Origin of the sequence: Acinetobacter sp. CWB-G5, assembly GCF_019209785.1 — a bacterium.
Classification (GTDB): domain Bacteria; phylum Pseudomonadota; class Gammaproteobacteria; order Pseudomonadales; family Moraxellaceae; genus Acinetobacter; species Acinetobacter johnsonii.
In genome coordinates this window covers 227691-248557 of record NZ_JAHUTF010000004.1, presented here as the reverse complement: position 1 = coordinate 248557, position 20867 = coordinate 227691, and the positions used below count along the sequence as shown (strand labels likewise).

The 20867-nt window shown below is 43.8% G+C and carries 19 protein-coding genes; 13 read left to right on the top strand and 6 right to left on the bottom strand.

Annotated elements, in window-relative coordinates; all coding sequences use genetic code 11:
* Positions 1–4: 4 nt before the first annotated feature.
* The gene (gene fadB, locus KVY11_RS09870) at positions 5–2158 is read right to left on the bottom strand and encodes a fatty acid oxidation complex subunit alpha FadB (RefSeq protein ID WP_110975682.1); all 2154 of its coding nucleotides are present in this window, start codon (positions 2156–2158) and stop codon (positions 5–7) included.
* Between the two features lie 479 nt (positions 2159–2637).
* Between fadB and lpxO the strand changes: the two genes are divergently transcribed.
* From lpxO to pgsA, 6 genes are all read left to right on the top strand, one after another.
* Positions 2638–3552: a lipid A hydroxylase LpxO gene (gene lpxO, locus KVY11_RS09865; protein WP_218288800.1), complete on the top strand. Its 915-nt coding sequence runs from the start codon at positions 2638–2640 to the stop codon at positions 3550–3552.
* Positions 3553–3770: 218 nt separating this feature from the next.
* Entirely contained in the window at positions 3771–4178 is a 408-nt protein-coding gene (locus tag KVY11_RS09860) for a PH domain-containing protein (protein ID WP_010325754.1), read from the top strand.
* Between the two features lie 155 nt (positions 4179–4333).
* The gene (locus KVY11_RS09855) at positions 4334–4678 is read left to right on the top strand and encodes a DUF2185 domain-containing protein (protein WP_218288799.1); all 345 of its coding nucleotides are present in this window, start codon (positions 4334–4336) and stop codon (positions 4676–4678) included.
* A gap of 160 nt (positions 4679–4838) precedes the next feature.
* Positions 4839–6638, top strand: a complete 1800-nt coding sequence (uvrC, locus tag KVY11_RS09850; protein WP_218288798.1) for an excinuclease ABC subunit UvrC — start codon at positions 4839–4841, stop codon at positions 6636–6638.
* 113 nt (positions 6639–6751) lie between these two features.
* Positions 6752–7546 carry a thioesterase family protein gene (locus tag KVY11_RS09845; RefSeq protein WP_148826870.1) on the top strand — a complete coding sequence of 265 codons (795 nt, stop codon included), beginning with the start codon at positions 6752–6754 and terminating at the stop codon, positions 7544–7546.
* A gap of 106 nt (positions 7547–7652) precedes the next feature.
* Entirely contained in the window at positions 7653–8240 is a 588-nt protein-coding gene (pgsA, locus tag KVY11_RS09840; RefSeq protein WP_004692729.1) for a CDP-diacylglycerol--glycerol-3-phosphate 3-phosphatidyltransferase, read from the top strand.
* 53 nt (positions 8241–8293) lie between these two features.
* On the opposite strand, the gene KVY11_RS09835 is transcribed toward pgsA, so the two are convergent.
* On the bottom strand, positions 8294–10096 hold the full coding sequence (locus KVY11_RS09835; RefSeq protein ID WP_218288797.1) for an ABC transporter ATP-binding protein: 1803 nt from the start codon (positions 10094–10096) through the stop codon (positions 8294–8296).
* Positions 10097–10224: 128 nt separating this feature from the next.
* On the opposite strand from KVY11_RS09835, the gene KVY11_RS09830 reads away from it, so the two are divergent.
* Entirely contained in the window at positions 10225–10857 is a 633-nt protein-coding gene (locus tag KVY11_RS09830) for an alpha-ketoglutarate-dependent dioxygenase AlkB (protein ID WP_218288796.1), read from the top strand.
* Between the two features lie 6 nt (positions 10858–10863).
* Here the strand turns inward: KVY11_RS09830 and KVY11_RS09825 are convergent, their stop codons facing one another.
* Positions 10864–11634, bottom strand: a complete 771-nt coding sequence (locus tag KVY11_RS09825; protein WP_004692725.1) for an IclR family transcriptional regulator — start codon at positions 11632–11634, stop codon at positions 10864–10866.
* Positions 11635–12082: 448 nt separating this feature from the next.
* On the opposite strand from KVY11_RS09825, the gene KVY11_RS09820 reads away from it, so the two are divergent.
* The 3 genes from KVY11_RS09820 to KVY11_RS09810 are packed head-to-tail and all read left to right on the top strand — an operon-like array spanning position 12083 to position 15416.
* A complete protein-coding gene (locus KVY11_RS09820; RefSeq protein ID WP_218288819.1) occupies positions 12083–14164 on the top strand; it encodes an FUSC family protein in 2082 nt (693 codons plus the stop codon).
* A gap of 2 nt (positions 14165–14166) precedes the next feature.
* Positions 14167–14373, top strand: coding sequence for a DUF1656 domain-containing protein (locus KVY11_RS09815; RefSeq protein ID WP_005400946.1), 207 nt, complete (start codon positions 14167–14169; stop codon positions 14371–14373).
* Between the two features lie 35 nt (positions 14374–14408).
* On the top strand, positions 14409–15416 hold the full coding sequence (locus KVY11_RS09810) for an HlyD family secretion protein (protein ID WP_004692722.1): 1008 nt from the start codon (positions 14409–14411) through the stop codon (positions 15414–15416).
* A gap of 124 nt (positions 15417–15540) precedes the next feature.
* On the opposite strand, the gene ruvX is transcribed toward KVY11_RS09810, so the two are convergent.
* From ruvX to recN, 3 genes are all read right to left on the bottom strand, one after another.
* Positions 15541–15984, bottom strand: coding sequence for a Holliday junction resolvase RuvX (gene ruvX / locus KVY11_RS09805; protein ID WP_062035179.1), 444 nt, complete (start codon positions 15982–15984; stop codon positions 15541–15543).
* Positions 15977–16531: a YqgE/AlgH family protein gene (locus KVY11_RS09800; protein WP_218288795.1), complete on the bottom strand. Its 555-nt coding sequence runs from the start codon at positions 16529–16531 to the stop codon at positions 15977–15979. The genes ruvX and KVY11_RS09800 overlap by 8 nt, the downstream gene beginning before the upstream one ends.
* Before the next feature lie 112 nt (positions 16532–16643).
* Entirely contained in the window at positions 16644–18305 is a 1662-nt protein-coding gene (gene recN / locus KVY11_RS09795) for a DNA repair protein RecN (protein WP_218288794.1), read from the bottom strand.
* Between the two features lie 391 nt (positions 18306–18696).
* On the opposite strand from recN, the gene KVY11_RS09790 reads away from it, so the two are divergent.
* From KVY11_RS09790 to KVY11_RS09780, 3 genes are all read left to right on the top strand, one after another.
* A complete protein-coding gene (locus KVY11_RS09790; RefSeq protein WP_004692718.1) occupies positions 18697–19020 on the top strand; it encodes a pyrimidine/purine nucleoside phosphorylase in 324 nt (107 codons plus the stop codon).
* 142 nt (positions 19021–19162) lie between these two features.
* On the top strand, positions 19163–19912 hold the full coding sequence (gene rlmB / locus KVY11_RS09785; protein ID WP_004692717.1) for a 23S rRNA (guanosine(2251)-2'-O)-methyltransferase RlmB: 750 nt from the start codon (positions 19163–19165) through the stop codon (positions 19910–19912).
* Positions 19913–19944: 32 nt separating this feature from the next.
* Complete coding sequence (locus KVY11_RS09780) at positions 19945–20862, top strand: DMT family transporter (protein WP_029574926.1); 918 nt, start codon at positions 19945–19947, stop codon at positions 20860–20862.
* The last annotated feature ends 5 nt before the right edge of the window (positions 20863–20867 follow it).

Here is a 20867-nt window from a genome sequence, read left to right as displayed (position 1 = left end):
CTCCTTAACCGTAGAATTTTTTGTTGTTAGCAGCCATGTCACGCAACATTTGTGGCGCTTCATAAGCCTTACCTAAGTGTGCGTATTTGTCGCAAAGTGCAACGTATTCAGCAACACCTGTTTGGTCGATGTAACGGCATGGACCACCACGGAATGGAGGGAAACCTACACCCATAATCATCGCCATGTCTGCTTCAGAAGCAGTCGCTACGATGTTGTCTTCTAGGCAACGAACAGTTTCGTTACAGAAAGCCAGCATCATACGGTCAATGATTTCTTGAGCATCAAACTCGCGTTTTTCTGCAGTTGCCACAGTAGCAACAAGCTCATACGCAGTTGGATCAACCACTTTGGCTTTTTTGCCTTTACGGTCAAGTTCGTATTTGTAGAAACCAACGTCGTTCTTTTGACCCAAACGTTTGTTTTCGTACATGATTTCGATTGAACCTTTGAAGTCTGGCTTCATACGGTCAGGGAAACCTTCAGCCATGACTTCTGCACCGTGAACGCCCGTGTCGATACCCACCACGTCGATCAAGTAAGCAGGACCCATAGGCCAGCCGAATTTTTCCATGACTTTGTCGACTTGTTGGAAGTCAGCACCGTCTTTCAATAGAAGGTCAAATGCACCAAAGTAAGGGAACAATACACGGTTTACAAGGAAGCCCGGGCAGTCGTTGACTACGATTGGTGTTTTACCCATTTTCTGAGCAAGAACTACAGTGGTCGCAATCGCTTCAGCCGAAGTCTTCTCACCACGGATCACTTCTACCAATGGCATCATGTGTACTGGGTTAAAGAAGTGCATACCGACAAAGTTTTCAGGACGTTGTAGGTTTTCAGCTAAACGTGTGATTGAAATGGTTGAAGTATTTGAGGCAATGATCGTGTTGTCACGAACGTTCTTCTCAGTTTCAGCAAGTACAATGCCCTTTACTTTTGGATTTTCAGTTACTGCTTCAATCACGATGTCCACTTCTTTAAACTCGTCATAGCTTAAAGTTGGACGAATGCGCGCAAGCGTTTCACCCATTTGAGCAGGTTTCATCTTCTTACGTTCAACTTGTTTGGTCAGTAAGCCATTGGCTTCTTTCATACCCAAAGCAAGTTGCGGGTTACCAATGTCTTTCATGATGATTGGCGTGCCTTTGCTTGCCGCTTGGTAAGCAATACCACCACCCATGATACCCGCGCCTAGAACAGCTGCTTGGTTTACAGGATGTGCACCTTTCTCATATTTCTTCGAAGTTTTCTTCACCACTTGATCGTTGATGAATAAACCAATCAAAGCACCTGCTTGTGGTGTAATTGCCGCTTTAGCAAAGCCCGCAGCTTCTGCTTGAAGTGCTTCATTACGTGGAAGGCTTGCACCTGCTTGTAATGAGTCCAGAAGAAGTTTTGGTGCAGGGTATTGAGCAGGATTTGCTTTTGCAAGAACTGCACCTTTCGCCGAGTTGAACGCCATCATTTGTTCGATTGGGTTCAATTTAACTGGGTCAAGTTTTTCTTGGCGTTTTGCTTTCCAGTCTACACGGCCAGCAAGGGCTTGTTTAACCAAGTCAATCGCAGCGTCTTGTAGTTTGTCCGCAGCAACAACCGCATCAACCGCACCGTCTTTTAGTGCAGCAGCTGGTTTTTTAGGATTAGCCATTGCCATCCATTCAACTGCATTGTCGATACCAATTAGACGGCTTAAACGAACCGTACCACCGAAACCAGGGAAGATGCCCAGTTTGATTTCAGGAAGACCGACTTGAGCCGCTTCTGACATCACACGATAGTCACACACGAGACACATTTCAAAGCCACCGCCCAATGCCATACCATTGATCGCTGCAACTTTAGGAATCTCTAAATCTTCAAATGCGTTGAAGATGTCGTGAACAGGCAATGCCCAATCCACAATCGCTTGTTCGCCTTGAGCGAAGTTTGCACCAAATTCAGTAATATCTGCGCCAACGATAAATGTAGATTTAGCCGAAGTAACGATTAAGCCTTTGATGTCACCGTTTGCTTTAACAGCGTCAATTGCAGCTTTAAAATCTTCAATCGTTGCACGGTTAAATTTGTTGACCGACTCACCTTGTAAGTCAAAGCGGAATTCTGCAATTCCGTCCGAAAGCATTTGGACGGTAATGGCATTGCCAGCGTGGATCATGCCTGATCTCCTTTATTTTGGAGGACTTCTAAGTTGATGTTGTGAAGCGAGTACGTCATTCCTACGTACATCTATGCTCCGCCAATCTTACGATAACTATATCGAAAAAGAACATAACAAGTTGTATCAAGCCGTGACGCAAGGGTCATCTATTTTTATTCAATTATTTCGTGTGCTTGCGTGATGTATTTTTGAATGATGCGGCTTAAATAGAGTGAAGTTTTTGTTTCATTTAAGATTTTTTATGGATGAGTGTTCAAAAAATGATTAGACGGCGTCCTTATATTTCAAGTCAATCTTTGTGCCGATTTTGGCAATTTAGTCAATGCTGCACTTGCAGGTAAACTCAAACAGAATGAAAACTTGTGATGAAAAGCTGGAAATAGGACGTACTTTGCAGCCTATGTTACAATTCGCAGTCTAGACCGAATACCGGTCTTTTTCTTTTATTTCGTTTTCTTTGGTTTCCAGGTTTTCATATGATTAAGTGGATCATTCTGGCGATTTTTATTCTTTCTGCACTTTATATTCAGCAACGTGGGAAGGTTCGTCACTCGTTTTATCGTCAATTTTTCGATCATTCAACGATTCTTGCACCGATTAACTACCTCATGTACATGTTTTCAAAGGTGCCGAATCAGCCGTATATCGACACCCAGCATTTTCAAGACTTAAGGGTGTTGGATGAAAACTGGGAAATGATTCGTGATGAAGCAAAAGCTTTATATGAGAAAGGCGGAATTAAAGCATCGAGCAGTTATGATGACTTAGGGTTTAATTCCTTTTTCAAAACAGGCTGGAAGCGTTTTTATCTGAAATGGTATGACTCTGCGCATCCGTCAGCTGCTGAACTTTGTCCAAAAACGACGGCGTTGCTGAAAACCTTGCCGACCATTAAAGCCGCGATGTTTACTGAACTGGCACCAGACAGCCGTTTGGTTCGTCACCGTGACCCTTATGCGGGTTCATTGCGTTATCACTTGGGGCTGATCACACCGAACGATGACCGCTGCTTTATTGATGTGGATGGTCAGCGCTATTCATGGCGCGATGGTCAAAGTGTGGTCTTTGATGAAACCTATATTCACTATGCAGAAAATAAGACCGATCAAAACCGCATTATTTTCTTTGCCGATGTCGAGCGTCCATTAAAGACACGCTTTATGGAGCGTTTCAATCACTGGTTTGGTAAAAAAGTCATGACCGCTGCCAGCTCTCCAAATGAAGCAGGGGATCAAACGGGTGGGCTGAATAAAGCCTTTGGTTATGTCTATCAAGTGCGAATCAAAGCCAAAGCTTTGAAGAAAACCAACCGTCAACTGTACTACTTCTTAAAGTGGTTCCTGATGCTCGGAATTTTCTTCCTGATCTTTGTTCGACCTTATGTGTTTTAAAGTACATTAAACGCCCTGAGTGGCGTTTTTTTATTTGGGCAGAAAAGGGGAAGCCTATCTGCCCTTTTGATTTTTCTATTTATTTCAAGGCTTACAGTGGATTCGAACCACGCATGGCTTTATGCTTTATCCAGTTAAAACTAAAAACAACATGAGCGCGTATCTGTGTCATTTTTAAGATCGCAACTTATAACTTAGATAAAGCATGAGGTTTCAAGGTGCAAAAGTTTCGTTCGAAGATGGACTGGTGGTTTTTGGGGTTTATTATTGCCATGTCAGGCCTGTTGGCCCAATTGATTTTGACTACCTATGGCAAAGGCATTTTGATGCAAAACCTCTTGTTCGTTGTAGTCTATGCTTTGACGATTGTTTTACTGTGGTGGCCGCTGTGGAGTACCCGCTATGTGGTCGATCAGGAGCAACTGACAATTCGCAGTCTCTGTTTTAAATGGATCATTCCCTTGACTGCGATACAGTCAGTTTCTGAAACAGATAACTCCATCAGTTCACCTGCTTTGTCTCTAGACCGTCTAAAGATTGAATACTTAAAAGAGGGCCAAACCAAAACCATTTTGGTGTCACCGAAAGACAAAGTCGCGTTTAAAGCCGCGTTAAAATTGTCATAAATATAGTCTTAGGCAAGTTGTATGCTTTACGGGCCTAAGCGAGTGAAAGCCTTGCTCAAATATGCCGTGAAGACTAAAGTAAAATAAACTTGAGTTCTGTTCATCCCACAAACCTCCACATGCAAAACGTCTACTTGCCGTTGAAGGATATGCTTATGAAGTCGTATCAATTGAGTCCGACACAAATTCAAACTTTAGTACCGCATATGGGAAGTTGTATCGCTTCCGATATGATTACGGTGCAAGGCCTAAAAGTGGCCTATATGTACCGTGAAGAAGCACAATCTAGCGATGAAAGTGGTTGGGTTTTTTTATCGGGTGAAGAAGGAGATGACTATATTGAAGACCCTGAAAATTTAGGTTTTTATGAGGTCAATGTGATTGCCAACTATGATGCGGACATCGTTGCTCACTTAAATGCCCCTGCGGGAAGTCACTTTGCCCGCAATGAACAAGGTGTGTTTGAACGGATCGATTTTGAAGCGATGGATCTGGAGTAAGCCTTCAACCTCAGCATCAACGTCTTTTGCCAGCCAGACTGGTTTTGAAATGCACTTTCATGTGCTTGAAATGCGTCAGACCTGCCCAATCTAAAAGACAGATCAAAGGCTAAGCCTACGCAAAACAGTTGACGGCGAGCCGAGAAAATTAGGGAACCCTGTGAACGAAAACGCACGAGAACATATCGAAAAAATTTTAGCCAATATGACCACACTGCCGGGCGTTTATCGCATGCTCGGCAAAGACGGTGAACTGCTGTATGTGGGCAAAGCGAAAAATTTAATAAATCGTGTTTCCAGTTATTTTGTCAAAACCATTGAGCACCCGAAGACGCAGGCTTTGGTGGCGCGTATTTATGACATCGAAACCTTAGTCGTTCGTTCCGAAACTGAAGCACTGCTGCTTGAACAAAACCTGATTAAGCTGCACCGTCCACCGTATAACATTATGCTCAGGGACGATAAATCCTATGTGTATATCTTTGTTTCTGCCGACAAACCTTATCCACGGATTGCATCAGGTCGAGGCAAAGGCAAACACCAAGTTGGGAAGTTTTTTGGACCGTATCCGAGTGCTTATAATGCACGGGATACTTTGTTGGTTTTGCAAAAGCTGTTTAATGTTCGCCAGTGTGAAAATAGCTATTTTTCACAGCGTAAGCGTCCTTGTTTGCAGTATCAAATCAAACGTTGTTCAGCGCCGTGTGTGGGACTCATTAGCCCTGAAGAGTATAAAAATGATGTCGATAACTCGATTCGTTTTTTACAAGGGGACACTAAAGAGCTGAATCAAGAACTGATTGCAAAAATGGAGCAAGCGGCCGAAGCCTTAGAATTTGAAAAAGCGGTGTTTTACCGTGACCGTATGGCGCTGCTGCGGGATGTCCAGTCTCAACAAGCCATTTATAAGCTCAAAGGTGAGGCCGATATTTTAGCGATTGCCTATCAGGCAGGGGTGACCTGTGTGCAGATTATGCATGTGCGCAACGGGAAAATGCTCGGAGGTAAAAGCTACTTCCCAGATATGCTCGGAGATGATTTGGGGCAAATGCTGGCCGACTTCATAGCGAACTTTTATTTCCAAGTGGCAGATGAAGTACCCAGTGAGTTGATTGTAAATGTCGAATTGCCCGATCGAAAAGAACTGGAACAAGCGTTACAACAACAGTTTGATAAGAAAGTACAGATTAAACATAGCGTGCGTGAAACACGTGCAGAATGGTTAGAGCTGGCACAGATGAATGTGCAGCATGCGATCAAAGGGCAATTGGCCAATCACTTTGAGCTGAATGAGCGTTTCCATCAACTTGAACAAGTGGTGGGACGTCCGATTGATCGGATCGAATGTTTTGACATTTCACATACCATGGGTGAAGAAACCGTGGCTTCGTGTGTGGTGTTCGACAGTGGCGGCATTCGTAAGCGTGATTATCGTCAGTTTTCAATTCAAGACATTACTGCGGGTGATGACTATGCCGCAATGCGTCAAGCGCTGACCCGTCGTTATAAAAAAGCCATGCTGCCTGATTTATTGCTGATTGATGGTGGCAAAGGGCAGTTGCATATGGCGATGGACGTCATGCAAGAGCTGGGTTTAGAAGCCTTTATGGTCGGGGTGTCAAAAGGCGAGGGGCGTAAACCGGGCCTTGAAACCCTACACTTTACCGATGGAACTAAAATTCAGTTGCCTGAAGATCATAAAGCGTTGCATTTGATACAACAGGTGCGTGATGAGGCACATCGGTTTGCGATTACTAAACACCGGGCTAAACGTGATAAAAAACGGGGTTCATCGATTTTGGAAGTAATTCCGGGTTTGGGGCCGAAACGACGCCGCGATTTGTTGACGCATTTTGGCGGGATTCAAGGGGTGTTAAAGGCCTCCGAGAAAGACTTAACTGGAGTCCCCGGTTTGGGCGAAGTGATGGCCCGTACTATTTATAAAGTCTTGCATGAATAGAACCGCACCTACTGCGATGGCAAAAGTGCTCATTGACGCATGGGTCATTGATCATTCACATTGGTTGAATTGTGTTGTAAAGATATGGACGGAATTTAAAACAAGGATGCCAGATGTCACTTCAACACAGTTATCAAGCTTTAGCAGAACAAGAATGGATTGATATTCCGACAGGTTGGTTACAAGGACGCACGATTTATGGTGGACTGGTCGCAGGTTTAATGATGCAAAAAGCATTGTTGACTCTTGCCGATGACACGAAGCATTTACTCAGTTGTAGCGTGACTTTTGTTGGCCCAGTACAACAGGCCAAAGTTCGTTTAACCAGCGAGATTCTACGTCAAGGCAAGTCGGTTACGACCTTGGAAGTGCGTTTATGGCAAGATGATGCAGTTCAAAGCATTTTAGTGGCAAGCTTTGGGACACAGCGTGAATCAAGTATCCATGTGCATCAAGAACCTGTAGCGCCAGCATTTCCATCGGTTGATGGTCTTACAACAGCACCGCATCACCCGCTTGCACCTGAGTGTTTTAAGCAGTTGGATATGGTTTGGGTCACAGGGCAGTATCCGTGTACAGCCAGCCCAAAGCCTGACTTTTCTGGCTGGTATCGCTTTAATCCAGACTTACATGAAAATCGAGACATGACTGTAGCCGACCTTATGGTGTCGATGGACATTTGGCCACCAGGGGTGCTACCGATGTTTAAAAGTATGGCACCCGCCAGTTCGCTAACATGGCATTTGACCTATGTGCATCCGTTGAAAAATCAGTTACACGATTGGATGAAATACCACGTTGAAACGCAATATGCTGCGGGTGGATATTCCACCGAAGCCGCCTATTTGTGGGATGATCAGAATCGTTTAATTGCAATTTCACGTCAAACAGTTACCGTGTTTGCCTAGTGACACCTTAGGTCAATTCGTATAAAGTGGGCGCTATTAACGATGGATTAAACCTCAAAAAAGTGTGCATTTTCATCGTACATGAGGGAAACAACTGGCGGTGTTTATGACTACAGGTCGCATCCTGAATATTCCTAATATCTTGACCTTGGCGCGTATTGCCTTAATTCCGGTCTTTTTGTTGGTGGCCTATTGGCCCCCTGTAATGGGTATCGCTGAACAAGCGGTAAGTATGTCTCGTCATATTTTGTTGACGTCTATTTTTGTCGTTGCAGCGGTGACAGATTGGTTCGATGGTTATTTGGCGAGGACTTTAAATCAGACCTCTGCATTTGGGCGTTTCTTAGACCCTGTTGCGGATAAATTGATGGTGGCAGCAGCACTGATCGTGTTGGTGCAGTGGAAACCAGAAATTTCGATGGCATTTGCGGCGATTGTGATTATTTCCCGTGAAATTACGGTGTCAGCACTGCGTGAATGGATGGCGGAATTAGGTGCACGTACCAATGTAGCCGTGTCTACGGTTGGGAAATATAAAACCGCTTTTCAAATGATTGCAATTACCGTGTTCTTACTGAATTGGCAGCCGCTTGAAATGTTGGCTTATGCATTGTTGTATACCGCAGTAATTTTGACTTTGTGGTCGATGTTTATTTATCTCAAAGCAGCTTGGCCGTATTTAAAACAGCCTTGATTGTTAGATTTTTAAAAAGCTCCTGCGGGAGCTTTTTTTGTACCTGAGATACATTAGCTATGCGTTTCTTCCTCAGTATCATCTTCAAAAGTCTTGGCAATTTTTCCAATATTGAGGCTCTTGGCCATGGCATCGAAAATTTCCTTATAGACTCCATCCTGACGATACAGCGCTTCATGTTCCCCATGTTCTGCAATACAGCCTTCCTTCATGACATAGGTATAATCGGCATCGATAATTTGTGACAAACTATGCGAAATAATAATCACCGTTCGCCCTTGTTTGATTTCATCGAGGCTCTGTTTAATTTGCTCGCTGGCAATCGCATCGAGGCTGGCAGTTGGTTCATCGAGAAAAATAATCGGTGGGTTTTTGAGGAACATACGTGCCAGTGCAATACGCTGTTGTTGCCCGCCTGAGAGCATCAGTGCATCGGATTGATAAGCTGCGGGGAGCTGCAAAATTTGTTCATGAATAGAGGCTTTTTCTGCGGCAGCATAGACTTCGTCATCACTGGCATTGATTTTTCCATAGCGAATATTGTCTAAAATACTGCCTTGGAAAATGTGATTTTTCTGTAAGACGAGGCCAATGTGATCGCGTAAATAGGCGGTGTCGATGTCTTGTAAATCAATTCCATCGAGCTCAATTTTTCCTGCATCAGGCTGATAAAATTTATCTAATAGGCTAATTAAAGTGGATTTTCCTGCACCAGATAAGCCCACCAAAGCCGTGATTTTGTTGGGTCGAATTTCCATGTCGATTTGTTTTAATGCGTGATGACCATTGGGGTAGAAAAAATCGACATTCTTTAAGGTGAATTTACCCTGAATTGTGGGTTTGAGCGCACCACTTTGCTCGATTTCATCATCTGCTTCTAAAATTTTAAAAAAGCTTTCCGCGTAAATCATTGCATCATTGACTTCATCATAAATACGGTGCAATGAACGAATTGGCGCAGAGACATTATTAAACAGCAAAATATGAAACATGATCATGCCAATGCTCATTTGTCCATCGAGTACAAAGTACGCCGTGAGGATGATGATCAGCACAATCCCGATTTGTTCAATAAAGGTCTTTAAGCCATCAAATAAAAAGCTGAGTTGACGCGTTTGCATCTGGTTATCGGTCAGTGCTTTTTGTAGTTTCAGTTGTTTAGTCGATTCAATGGACTCTCGGTTAAAGGACTTAATCACGCTAATCGACTGGATAATACTGAGAATGCCTTGGCTCTTTTTTTCACGGCCATCACGCAGGTTGCGCCGCCATCCGCCCAGTTTCTTAGCTTGTTGGAAGGTCAGCCAAAAGTAAATTGGGATAATACTGGTCGCCACCAAACCGACGTAGAAGTTGGCATAGTACATCAGCCCCAGTGCCACAATGGCACTGCTAAAAAGTGGCAAAATATCGATAAAAAAGATTTGTACCAGACGGGTCAGTGAACCAATGCCACGGTCAATTCGCGTTTGTAGCTTACCCGCTTGGTTTTGATCGGCATTAAAAAAAGCCAAACGGTAGCTAAGGAATTTTTCGATAATACTTTGCGCCAAGTCTTGCGATACCAGAATGCGGAGCTTTTCCCCATAAAACTTTTGACCAAACTGCACCAAGGCACTGATGATTTCTTTACTGAGTAAAATCATAGAAATGGTGATCAAAATATGGAGGCCTTCGGTCAGTCCTTGGCCTTGTTCGACCAGACGGTTGATACTGTCGACGGCATATTGCAAAGTCAGAGCATTAACCTGCGCGGTGAAGGAACCAATCAGCGTCAGGATCAAGGTCGCAATCACCAATATCCGATAGGGACGGACAAAGGGGTGAAGCTTTTGAAACAACTGCCAAAGGTTCATACATGCTTCTTTTTATTGTGAAAGTTCACATGAGTGTATGCATAAGGAGGCTAGGCGACAAGCTGTGACTTTGTTTTGATTTGTGTCGTTCTAAATTCAGTTAAACTGTTTGCAGAGGAGGAAAAGTCATGACCTTAGATCTGTTTAGTCCTGAACCGCAAGCAAACTTGCTGCCATTCGATGGGCAGGTGCAGGACTTGGGCTTGATTTTAACGGCAGAGCAAAGTGCGAAATATTTGGATTATTTTTTAGCACATTTGGCATGGCAACCTGACGAAGTCGTACTGTATGGCAAACGTTATGTCACGGAACGAAAAGTGGTGTGGTATGGCGATGCCGAGTACCAATATCACTATTCGGGCAGTGCCAAGCAAGCACTGTTATGGAATCCAGCTTTGTTTCGTTTAAAACAACATATTGAGCAACTGGTGGGACATCCATTTAACTCATGTCTAGCTAATTTATATGAAAATGGCAGCCAAGCCGTGGGCTGGCATAGTGATGATGAGCCTTCACTACGTTCGCCGCAGCAAGAAAATGTGGTGATTGCCTCACTCAGTTTTGGTGCAACCCGTAAGTTTTGCTTTAAGCACAAGTTTAAACAGGAAAAAATCGAGCTGATGTTGCATAGCGGGCAATTGATCGTGATGCGTGGACAGACCCAGCGCTACTGGAAACATGCTTTGATGAAATCCAGTAAAATCACTGAGCCACGTCTGAATTTAACCTTTCGCTATTTCTATCCAGCGCCTCAAAGCTAAGTTGAGTTAAGCCTCAATATTATGCAGTAGATGGCATTTCTGTTCGATCTGTAAGGCGCTATGTCTTAATATTTCGACCATTTTTTTTAGATCGACAAATTCAAACCGGTTTTTCGAAGCCAATAAGGTCAGTGCCAACGGTGTATCTTTGGGTGAAAATTTGACTGGTACAGACAGACTGGCAAGGTTGGGGTCAAACTCGCCATTGGAAAAATAATAGCCCTGTTTCTTAATGGCTTTCATTTTCTGTAAAAATTCATCTTGGCTCGCAGCAAAATTGACCTCGGCCAGCTGAGCCGAAAATTTTTGATAATATTCAATAATTTTAGCTTTGCTGAGCTGTGAAATCACCACTTTTGGCGATGAACCCAAATACACGGGACGTGGGCAACCGCGCCCATAAGAAAATAACTCAAGGTCTTTAAAGACTTCACCATATAGGTCAATACAGTGCTCTGCGTTGAGCTGGGTGAGGATACAGCAAAACTCCGTTCGCTCAACGATGTCTTGCATAAAAGGAATGCTGATTTGTAAGAGTGGGTCTGTGGTTCGAGAGATATAGTCCAAAACAGCAATTTGAGAGCCTAAGGTATAGTCACCGCTGGTTCCACTTAAGCGCTGTAAAAGTCCTGCGGATACCAATTCCTTTAAATAACGGTAACTGGTGGGCTGTGATAGCCCCAGTTCGGCACTGATGATATCGACATTGATAATCGGGCGTGACACAGAAAAGAGGTCTAAGACAGTGAGAATTTTACCGAAACTTGAAAGTGCCATAAGAACCTACTTAGTCAAAATAAATGCCATTTGAACGACAGTTACTATATAACAAAAACCCTAGACTCGACATGGCTTTCGTTCTGGACGCATGGCTTTCGTGGACTTTTATCAGCATTTGCAACGCAATAAAAAGGGTGAAATATGATCTTAAAAATATGTAAATTATCATATTGAGATATTTTTATTGACAAAAAACTATATTTTTGGAAAAATTATCATTAAAAATATCTTTTAATGAATAATAATTTTGTTATTTATTGAGCTATTTTCTTTCCTTTCAACATGGCGCTGTCTTTGACCATGTCAGTAAAAGACTTCATTTATTTGAATCATTTTTTCATCCGTCTTCGCATGAGGTGAGGACGAAGTGATGCTGTTTGTCTGAGCAATGCTGTGTTGAAGAGTTGTTTAAATGTTGTCATTCAGCGCATTTAGAGATGAATTTATGTTCCTCACCAAACAGTTACTCGCATTCCGCCCAAATAAATTGGACTGGATTTTTGCGACGAAAACCTTTTTGGCAGGCATGCTTTCACTTTATGTCGCATTTTCATTAGATTTGGCTTATCCCATTTGGGCGATTGGAACGGTCTTCGTTATCGCAAACCCATATGCGGGTATGACCTCCTCAAAAAGTCTTTATCGGGTATTGGGAACGTTGCTGGGAGCGATTGTTTCGATTGCAGTCACGCCAAACCTGATCAACACTCCAGAATTGTTCACGTTATTTTTAGCCACATGGGTCGGGTTTTGTCTATATTTTTCATTGTTGGATCGGACGCCGCGTAGCTATATTTTTATGTTGGCGGGTTATACCACGGTCATTATTTGCTACAACATTGTCTATAACATTGAAACCACTTCCATGTTTGATATGGCGATTGGTCGCTGTATTGAAATCACGGTGGGAGTACTGTGTAGTGCAGTGGTGAATGCGGTACTGTTTCCCATGCATATTGGTCCCGTAGTCAAAACCCGTGTTTCACAGACTTTTCAAGACACCCGAGCGGTTTTTGATCAGATCCTGACAGATGATGTTAAGGCCATTAATTACAGCACTACGCTTAGTCATATCACGCGGGATATTGCCGATATTCATGTGATGGCCGTGCACTTGAGCTATGAAAAATCGACCTTGCAGGGCATGACCAAACCGCTCCAAGAAATGCTGCATCAACTCAGTATGTTGGTGACGAACTTGGTGGCCATGGCCGAGCGAATTCAGCAGTTAGATCATATTGACTCACGCTACCGTCCAGCTTTAGAAAAGGCGCATGCACAGATTGTAAAATTTTTACAAAGTGATCAGGTCATTTTAGAGCAGGACTTAAACCAGCTACCTGAGCAGTTTGAGTCAAGTTTCCAAGCCGTATTTGACAGTGCCTTGCCACAGCAGCAAGTCATGTTGGCCAGTTTAAAAATGGATGTGCGTCATTTCACCCAAAATATACGCGCCATTAAGTTGATTTGGCAGCGTATCCAACAGGGGGATGACAGCTTACCCGCAATCGTGACCCCGATTAGTACCAACTATCCCAACCTACATCGAGATCATGGCGTAGCCGTGCGTGGCGGCATTTCAGCTTTTATTGTGGTGCTTGTGGCGACTGGCTTTTGGATTATCAGTGGTTGGAAAGCGGGTTTTATGATGGCAGAGATGGCGGCTATTTGTGCCTGTATTCTCACCAGTATGGACAACCCTGTTCCTGCCTTAAAAATCTTTATCCGTGCCAGTCTATATGCCGCGATTATTGTCTTTATTTATGCTTTTGGCATCTTCCCACACATCAGCGCTTTTTGGATGTTGGCTGTGGTGTTGGCTCCTTTTTGTATGTACTGTCTGATGCTGTTTTTACATCCACCTCTTACAGGTTTAGCGTTACCTTTGATAATGGGTGTGGTCATGGGCTTAAACCTGCAAAACCGTTATCACCTTGACCAAGTGATGTTTTTTGATGCATCGATTGGGACGGTGCTTGGCCCCATCATTTCTGTCTATGTGATTCACTTGGTGCGTGCGATGTCGCCGGACATTACCGCCAAGCGAATCCTGTCTTTACATTATAAAGCGATACGACAAGCGCTTTACTTGCCTTATGGGGGGGAATTTAGAGTGCATTTGCGCAGTATGTTGGATCGGATAGGCGTACTGAATACCAAATTGGTACAGTCCGATCGTTTGAAGCAAAAAATCAATTTGGCCCTGATTGAATCCAGTGCGGTGATTGATTTAACTCGGGTGCAAGAACTGATTGAAAAAATGCCTGTGCAGTCCTCTATCACGCTGCATCTACAAGAACTACAAGGCCAAATGGATGCTTATTTTCACGCTAAAGAATTAGACCATAGCGACCTACAGGTCAGACAACACATTTTGGACAAAATTCAGATCATTCAGGCCGAGCTTATACAGCTACAAGACCTAAGTATTGCTCGACGTTTGCAAGTTTCACTGAATAATATTCAAAGCAGTCTTTGTCATGCGACATGGGATGAAATGTCTCAAGTCCGTTTGTTGGGAGCATAACGATGGGCGAACTTAATATCTATGGTGTGTATGTGCCAGTTTTGGTCATTCAGGCGGTATTGGCCTACATCGTATTACGTTTACTCATGCGGGTGACCGATCCTTGGGTCGACAAAGGCTGGATTTTTTTACCCAGTATTTTTTATTTATGCCTCTACATTACAGTGCTTGGCATGGTCCATTGGGGTTTTATCGTGAGCTTTGCCTAAGCGCACATCTGATTGAAATGAATGAGGTAAAAGAAATGGCATCCTTTGATTGGCGTAAACTGAGCCGTCCTATCACTTTAGTGCTGATTGCGGGTATCGCGATCGCAGTGCTCGTGCATCTTTGGCATTATTATAATGCTGAACCGTGGACACGTGATGGGCGGGTCCGTGGCGATGTGATTCAAGTGTCTTCCGATGTTTCAGGCTTAGTCACTGAAGTTTTAGTGCATGATAATCAAAGCGTCAAACAAGGGCAGGTGCTGTTTAAAATTGATGTTGCACGTCAGGCGCTTGATGTGGAACAAGCCAAATCAGACTTGGCTAAAGCCAAAGCCAGCTTGGCCGCCGCCGAAGCGGAGCTGTTTCAAAGCAAAGCCAATTTGACCAAATCACAGGCCAATAGTCACTTGGCCGATAAAAATGCAGAACGCTATGCCAATTTGATGGATGGTGCTATATCAAAGCAAGAACAAGATCAGATGTTTGCCGTACGAGATCAATCACATGCCGAACATGAACAAATGCAAGCGGCGATTCAGCAGGCCAAAGCCAATATTGCGCAGCAACAGGCGTTAATCGATGTAGCCACCAGTAATTTACATTTGGCTGAATTAAACTTGAACCGTTCCGAAGTGGTGGCACCAGCCGATGGCACACTGTCTAATTTTGAGATGAAAGCAGGGAATTATGTCAAAGTGGGGCAAGCGGTAGCGGCATTATTAGATCGCTCGCAGCTTTATGTGGTCGGTTATTTTGAAGAAACTAAGTTAAATAAAATTTATCTCGGTGCGCCTGCGACTGTACAGTTGATGGGTGACTCAAACATCTTAAAAGGGCATGTGCAGGGGATTGCTTCAGGCATTGAAGATCGTGAACGAACTACAAGTACAGGTTTATTGGCCAATGTAAACCCAACTTTTAGTTGGGTGCGTTTAGCGCAGCGCGTTCCTGTGAAAATTGCACTGGATGATATCCCTAAAAATGAATTGGCCTTTGTCGCGGGGAGAACCGTAACGGTACATATTACCGAGTCACAGCACTAAATTGACCTCTGTTCATTTCAAAAAAAAGCATCCGATGAGGATGCTTTTTTTAGAACGCTATTTGCTGTGTTGAGATACAACTCCAGTCATAAAACCCATGTCATCTGTTTTAAGAAAGTCTTACTTAAGGTGTAAGCCCTTCAGGATCGCGATACCAACTTTCAATAAATAATGTGGCGGCAAGGCTATCAGCAGAAAGTTTTTTTCCTCGACCTTGCGCATGATAGTGGCTCAGCTCATCACGGGCTGCACGAGTACTTAAGCGTTCATCTACCATCCATGTTTCAATATTGGTTTGATGACGTAAACGACGTGCGAACTTACGTGCTCGAGCAGATAATTCCGACTCACTATCATCCATATTCAGCGGTAAACCGACTAAAAATACATTGGGCTGATATTGTTTAATAATTTTATGCAGTTCATCCCAATTGGGGATGCCATCTTTCATTGGAAACAAAGCCAAAGGTGTTGCACTTTCAATCAGTGCTTGACCGACAGCCATGCCCATTTTTTGTGTACCAAAATCAAATGCCATAATCATTTGGGGCGTGTTTAAATCAGGCATGTCCAATCTCAGAAGACAACCAGGTTCGGTCCAGTCCAAGCTTTTTATAGGCTGCGTCCCAACGGTCGTTATAAGGAATATTAAAAATCAAATCCATATCAGCATCGCAGACTAACCAATCACCACGAGACAGTTCATCTTCCAATTGGTTTTTGGTCCAACTGGTATAACCCAAAGCAATTTGATAGCGACCCACACCTTCATTATGCGCAATCGCATCTAAAATATCTTTAGACGTGGTGATACAGATATTTTCGCCGACTGCAATGGAAGAGTGCCATGTCGGCTGGCCCGTATGTAAGACAAAGCCAGCTTCTGGACGCAAAGGCCCACCTTGGAGAACATCGTGTGGTCGGACGTGATCGGCTTCAATTTCAAGATCATTGAGCAGTTCTTTGACTGAAAGTCCTGAAGGGCGGTTGATGATGATGCCTTGAGCACCTTCCTCATCGTGTCGGGCCAAATAAATCACGGTATGGGCAAAGACTTCATCTGCCATATCGGGTGGGGCAATGAGACAGCGATGCGTCAGATATTGTTTGCTCACCTAAAGGCTTCTCCTTGAAATTAAAATGCTTCTAGTCAAATGTTGTTATCTACCACGTTACTAGACTAATGCACTTTCTCCAAATCTTTTTTTGCGATCCAGTCTACATAAATTAGGCAGATTGAAACTTCAACTGACGTAACTGCTTGGCATGTTGTAGCGTGGTGTCATTGATTTCAACGCCGCCTGTCATACGTGCGAGTTCATCGATACGCTCATCTTCTTCTAAGTTTAAAATGGTGCTACTGGCAGGGTCAGTCTGACGTTTTTTCACCAACAAGTGCTGGTCAGACTGTGCTGCAACTTGAGCTTGGTGGGTAATACACAGAATTTGCACATGCGAACCCAAGTCGGCCAAGAGACGACCGACAATTTCCGCCGTGCCACCACTAATGCCGACGTCAATTTCATCGAAGACTAAGACTTCAGCTTCAGTTTTTTCAGCATTCATCACTTGCATCACCAACGCGATACGTGACAGCTCTCCCCCTGAGGCAACTTTGGCTAATGGTTGCGGTGGAATGCCTTTGTTGGCGGTGAACAGTAATTGGATAAAACTTAGGCCTTCACTAGAAACCTGCTCCATTGGTTCAAACTTAAACTCAAAGTGCGCTTCAGGCAGAGCCAATTGTTTGACCTGTTCGGTTAAATGTTTTGCCAATGGTGCGGCTGCATCGCGACGAATTTTGTCGAGGTGCTGGGCTTTACTTAACAGGTCCTGATGCGAGACTTCAACTTGCTCAGCTAGTGTTTCTGGGTCTTCTAATAAATGGAGTTGTGCCAGTTCAGATTGCCATTGTTCATGTTCTTGTTTTAAGTGTTCTGGCTGCGTGCGGTACTTACGGGCAAAACGGTGGAACATCTCAAGTTGGGTATTCAACTCTTCCATGCGTTCAGGGTCATAACTTTGACGGTCAATAAACTGACGGAGATTGGCCGTGGCATCGTCAAGCTCACTTTGTGCATTCAGCAAAGAAGTATGAATCTCGGCCAATTGTTCACTGCGTCCTGCATGTGACTCTAAGCGGCGAATAATACTGGAAATTTCTTGATTAATATTTTGTTCAGCATCATCTAAGGCCGTAACGGCATAACTACAGTCCTGCATGATATTTTCATGATGGGATAAGCGGTCAAACTCTTGTTCAATCTCTTTATAGTCGATTTGCACCACATCTTCGAGTTCTTCTAATTGTAAACTCAAAGTATCCATACGTTGTTTACGCGTGGCTTGAGCATCCAATGCGGCTTGGTGCTGACGAATGTCTTTTTGCCATGTGCTATAGGCTTCACGCACAGCTTGCGCTTCTGGGTAGAAGTTATGATAGAGGTCTAACCAGCGTCTTGGATATGGCGGCTCTAGTAGTTGTTGTTGACTGTGTTGACTATACAGCTGTACCAGCAAACGCCCGATTTCTTTCAATTCAGCTAAGCTACTCGGACGACCATTAATCCATGCTTTGCTGCGGCCAGTGGCAAAAATAACCCGTCTTAGATGAATTTCTCCTGACTCATCATCTAACTCATGTGCCTTTAACCATACGGCTTCAGGGCTATGCTCTTGATAGCTGAAAATAGCCGTGACATCGGCTTTGTCTGAACCGAAACGGACATAGTTGGTATCGGTACGTTCACCCAGACAGGCGGACAGTGCATCTAGCAATAATGATTTGCCTGCACCTGTTTCCCCAGTCAGGACATTAAAACCTTGATCGATATCAAGTGCTAAGTGATCGGCTAAAGCAAAATTAATTAAAGTTAAATGTGTCAGCATAAACGCATCCGAGCTGCGAAAAGTTTTAGTTTAAGATAGTGAAGTTTTATTCAGCCGACAAGACGGCAACGCTATTCGTTTTGTGCAAAGTCGGCTTATTTTAGCGTGAATCTGAAAGTCGACCTAGCAGATTTTTTAAATCCGACTGTTATAGCAAACACAGCACAAACTTGTGGGTATGCGGTGTATACAGAAAGAGCACGACTCAGTGAACGGATCGCATTGGCAAAAAACACGCCAAAATGGGCTGGAAATTGAGGCAATTGTACGATGGTCGGACTTTAACAAAATATTGATTGAGGGGAATAAAACATCGATTGATTAGTTAATCGCACATCTTTAAACTAGCGAATCAATACGAATATAAATGCGCATTATCTGGAGTGTACGCATGTCAACTCAGTTCGACCATGTCTCTGTCATTAAAAAATCCAATGTTTATTTTGGCGGTTTATGCATCAGTCATACTGTGCAATTTGAAGATGGCACCAAAAAAACGTTAGGGGTTATTCTTCCGACAGAGCAAGCTTTGACGTTTGAAACACATGTGGCAGAGCGTATGGAAATTATTTCAGGCGAATGTCGTGTACAAATTGCAGACAGCGAAGAGAGTGAATTGTTCCGCGCAGGTCAGTCTTTTTATGTGCCTGGCAATAGTCGTTTTAAAATTGAAACCGACGAAGTGTTGGACTACGTGTGTCATTTAGAAGGTTAAGCTTTCAACTGATACTCGCCAAGTAATTTCAAGCGAAATCAGTTAAACTATCCGTTGCACAGCAATCCTGTAAAGTCAGCTTTACAGGATTTTTATTTTGGCACATCGTGTCGATGGTCATTTATCTTTTTAGAGGTCCTACATGGCTAAACCTGAATATTTCTATGGCGTTCATTCGGTGGAGTCATTGTTGGAACTTGAACCTGAACGCGTACTGACGCTTTTTACCTTAAAAGGGCGTGATGACCAGCGTTTAAAGCGCGTACTTGAGTTGGCTGAACCGTTTGGTATTAGCGTACAACAAACCGGTCGTGATCGATTAGAAAAAATGGCTGGCTTACCGTTCCACCAAGGCGTTGTGGCTGCAGTTCGACCTAATCCAGTTTTCAATGAAAAAGATCTAGAAGCCTTACTGAAACAATCTCCAAATTGTTTATTGCTGGGTTTAGATCAAGTCACCGATCCGCATAACCTCGGCGCATGTATCCGTACCGCGGCGGCAATGGGCGTTGAGGCCGTGATTGTGCCTCGTGATCGTTCTGCAAGTTTGACCCCGACCGCGCGCAAAGTCGCGGCAGGTGGTGCTGAAAAAGTTAAATTTATCCAAGTGACCAATTTGGCTCGGACTTTAGCGCAAATTAAAGATGAGTTTAATGTGCGTGTGGTCGGTACCATGTTGGATGAAAAAGCCTTGCCGCTACAACAGTTCGATTTTACTGGAACGGCTGTATGTGTGGTGATGGGTGCTGAAGATACTGGTCTGCGTCCAATTACCCAGTCTCAATGCGATCAAACGGTTTATATTCCGATGGCAGGAAATCTACAAAGTTTGAATGTCAGTGTAGCAACGGGTATGGCTTTGTATGAAGCATGCCGTCAACGTAATGTCTAAGATTTTTTAATTCCTGATTCAATGTAAGCACAATGATGACCCCTCAAAAACAAGGCTATGTCTTTATTGCCATCACCATGTGTATTTGGGGGGGATTTACCTTAACGGCGCGGCTCAGTGCCAATTGGGGTATTGGTGCGTGGGATATTACCGCCTTACGCTTTCTCTTGGCGTTTTGCATCTTAATGCCAATCTTGATCTATAAAAAAGATACCGCCTTTTTGTGGAAGAAAGAGCCTTTTATTTTGGCGATGATTGGTGGGGTGTGTTACTGCATCACCGCTTATAGCGCTTTTCATTATGTGCCTGCGGCACATGCTGCGATCTTTCTGAATGGCTGCATTCCGCTTTGCACGGCTGTCGCAGCTTATCTGCTATTTCGACAACCGTTTGACCGGCATACTTGGCTCAGTCTCAGTATTATGTTGCTCGCACTGACGGCCATGAGTGGGCTGATGTATCAAGAAACAGGTGTTGCTTTTAGTTTAGGTGATGGCTTGTTTTTACTCAGTGCTGTGCTGTGGGGAACATTTACCGTTTTATTAAGACAATGGAAACTGTCGGCATGGCACTCCATGGCAGGTGTTGCGATTTGGGCTGCGATTATTTTTGTGCCGATTTATATTTTATTTCTACCCAAAACCCTAGCGCATGTGCAACCTGTGCAATTGATTGCTCAGGTTGTATTTCATGGCGTGTTCGTAGTCATCGTGGCGACCCTCACTTATGTGGAAGCGATTAAGCGTTTGGGGGCATTTAAAACAGGCAGTATTGTGACTTTGGCGCCTTTTATTGCTGCGATTATTGCGGTTCCTTTGCTCAATGAGCCTTTGAGTGTTGCGATTTTATGTGGTCTTCTGGGAATGGGGATCGGGGCCTTGCAGCCATGGCGTTGGATACGGCAGGACAGTTTGAAAGCCCAACTCGCACAACAAAAAAAGCAGTCATAATTGAC

Coding starts and splice junctions, on each gene's coding strand:
- fadB (WP_110975682.1), bottom strand. CDS start 2,158: ATGATCCACGCTGGCAATGCCATTACCGTCCAAATGCTTTCGGACGGA.
- lpxO (WP_218288800.1), top strand. CDS start 2,638: ATGATTAAGTGGATCATTCTGGCGATTTTTATTCTTTCTGCACTTTAT.
- KVY11_RS09855 (WP_218288799.1), top strand. CDS start 4,334: ATGAAGTCGTATCAATTGAGTCCGACACAAATTCAAACTTTAGTACCG.
- KVY11_RS09845 (WP_148826870.1), top strand. CDS start 6,752: ATGTCACTTCAACACAGTTATCAAGCTTTAGCAGAACAAGAATGGATT.
- pgsA (WP_004692729.1), top strand. CDS start 7,653: ATGACTACAGGTCGCATCCTGAATATTCCTAATATCTTGACCTTGGCG.
- KVY11_RS09835 (WP_218288797.1), bottom strand. CDS start 10,096: ATGAACCTTTGGCAGTTGTTTCAAAAGCTTCACCCCTTTGTCCGTCCC.
- KVY11_RS09830 (WP_218288796.1), top strand. CDS start 10,225: ATGACCTTAGATCTGTTTAGTCCTGAACCGCAAGCAAACTTGCTGCCA.
- KVY11_RS09825 (WP_004692725.1), bottom strand. CDS start 11,634: ATGGCACTTTCAAGTTTCGGTAAAATTCTCACTGTCTTAGACCTCTTT.
- KVY11_RS09820 (WP_218288819.1), top strand. CDS start 12,083: ATGTTCCTCACCAAACAGTTACTCGCATTCCGCCCAAATAAATTGGAC.
- KVY11_RS09815 (WP_005400946.1), top strand. CDS start 14,167: ATGGGCGAACTTAATATCTATGGTGTGTATGTGCCAGTTTTGGTCATT.
- KVY11_RS09810 (WP_004692722.1), top strand. CDS start 14,409: ATGGCATCCTTTGATTGGCGTAAACTGAGCCGTCCTATCACTTTAGTG.
- ruvX (WP_062035179.1), bottom strand. CDS start 15,984: ATGCCTGATTTAAACACGCCCCAAATGATTATGGCATTTGATTTTGGT.
- recN (WP_218288794.1), bottom strand. CDS start 18,305: ATGCTGACACATTTAACTTTAATTAATTTTGCTTTAGCCGATCACTTA.
- KVY11_RS09790 (WP_004692718.1), top strand. CDS start 18,697: ATGTCAACTCAGTTCGACCATGTCTCTGTCATTAAAAAATCCAATGTT.
- rlmB (WP_004692717.1), top strand. CDS start 19,163: ATGGCTAAACCTGAATATTTCTATGGCGTTCATTCGGTGGAGTCATTG.
- KVY11_RS09780 (WP_029574926.1), top strand. CDS start 19,945: ATGATGACCCCTCAAAAACAAGGCTATGTCTTTATTGCCATCACCATG.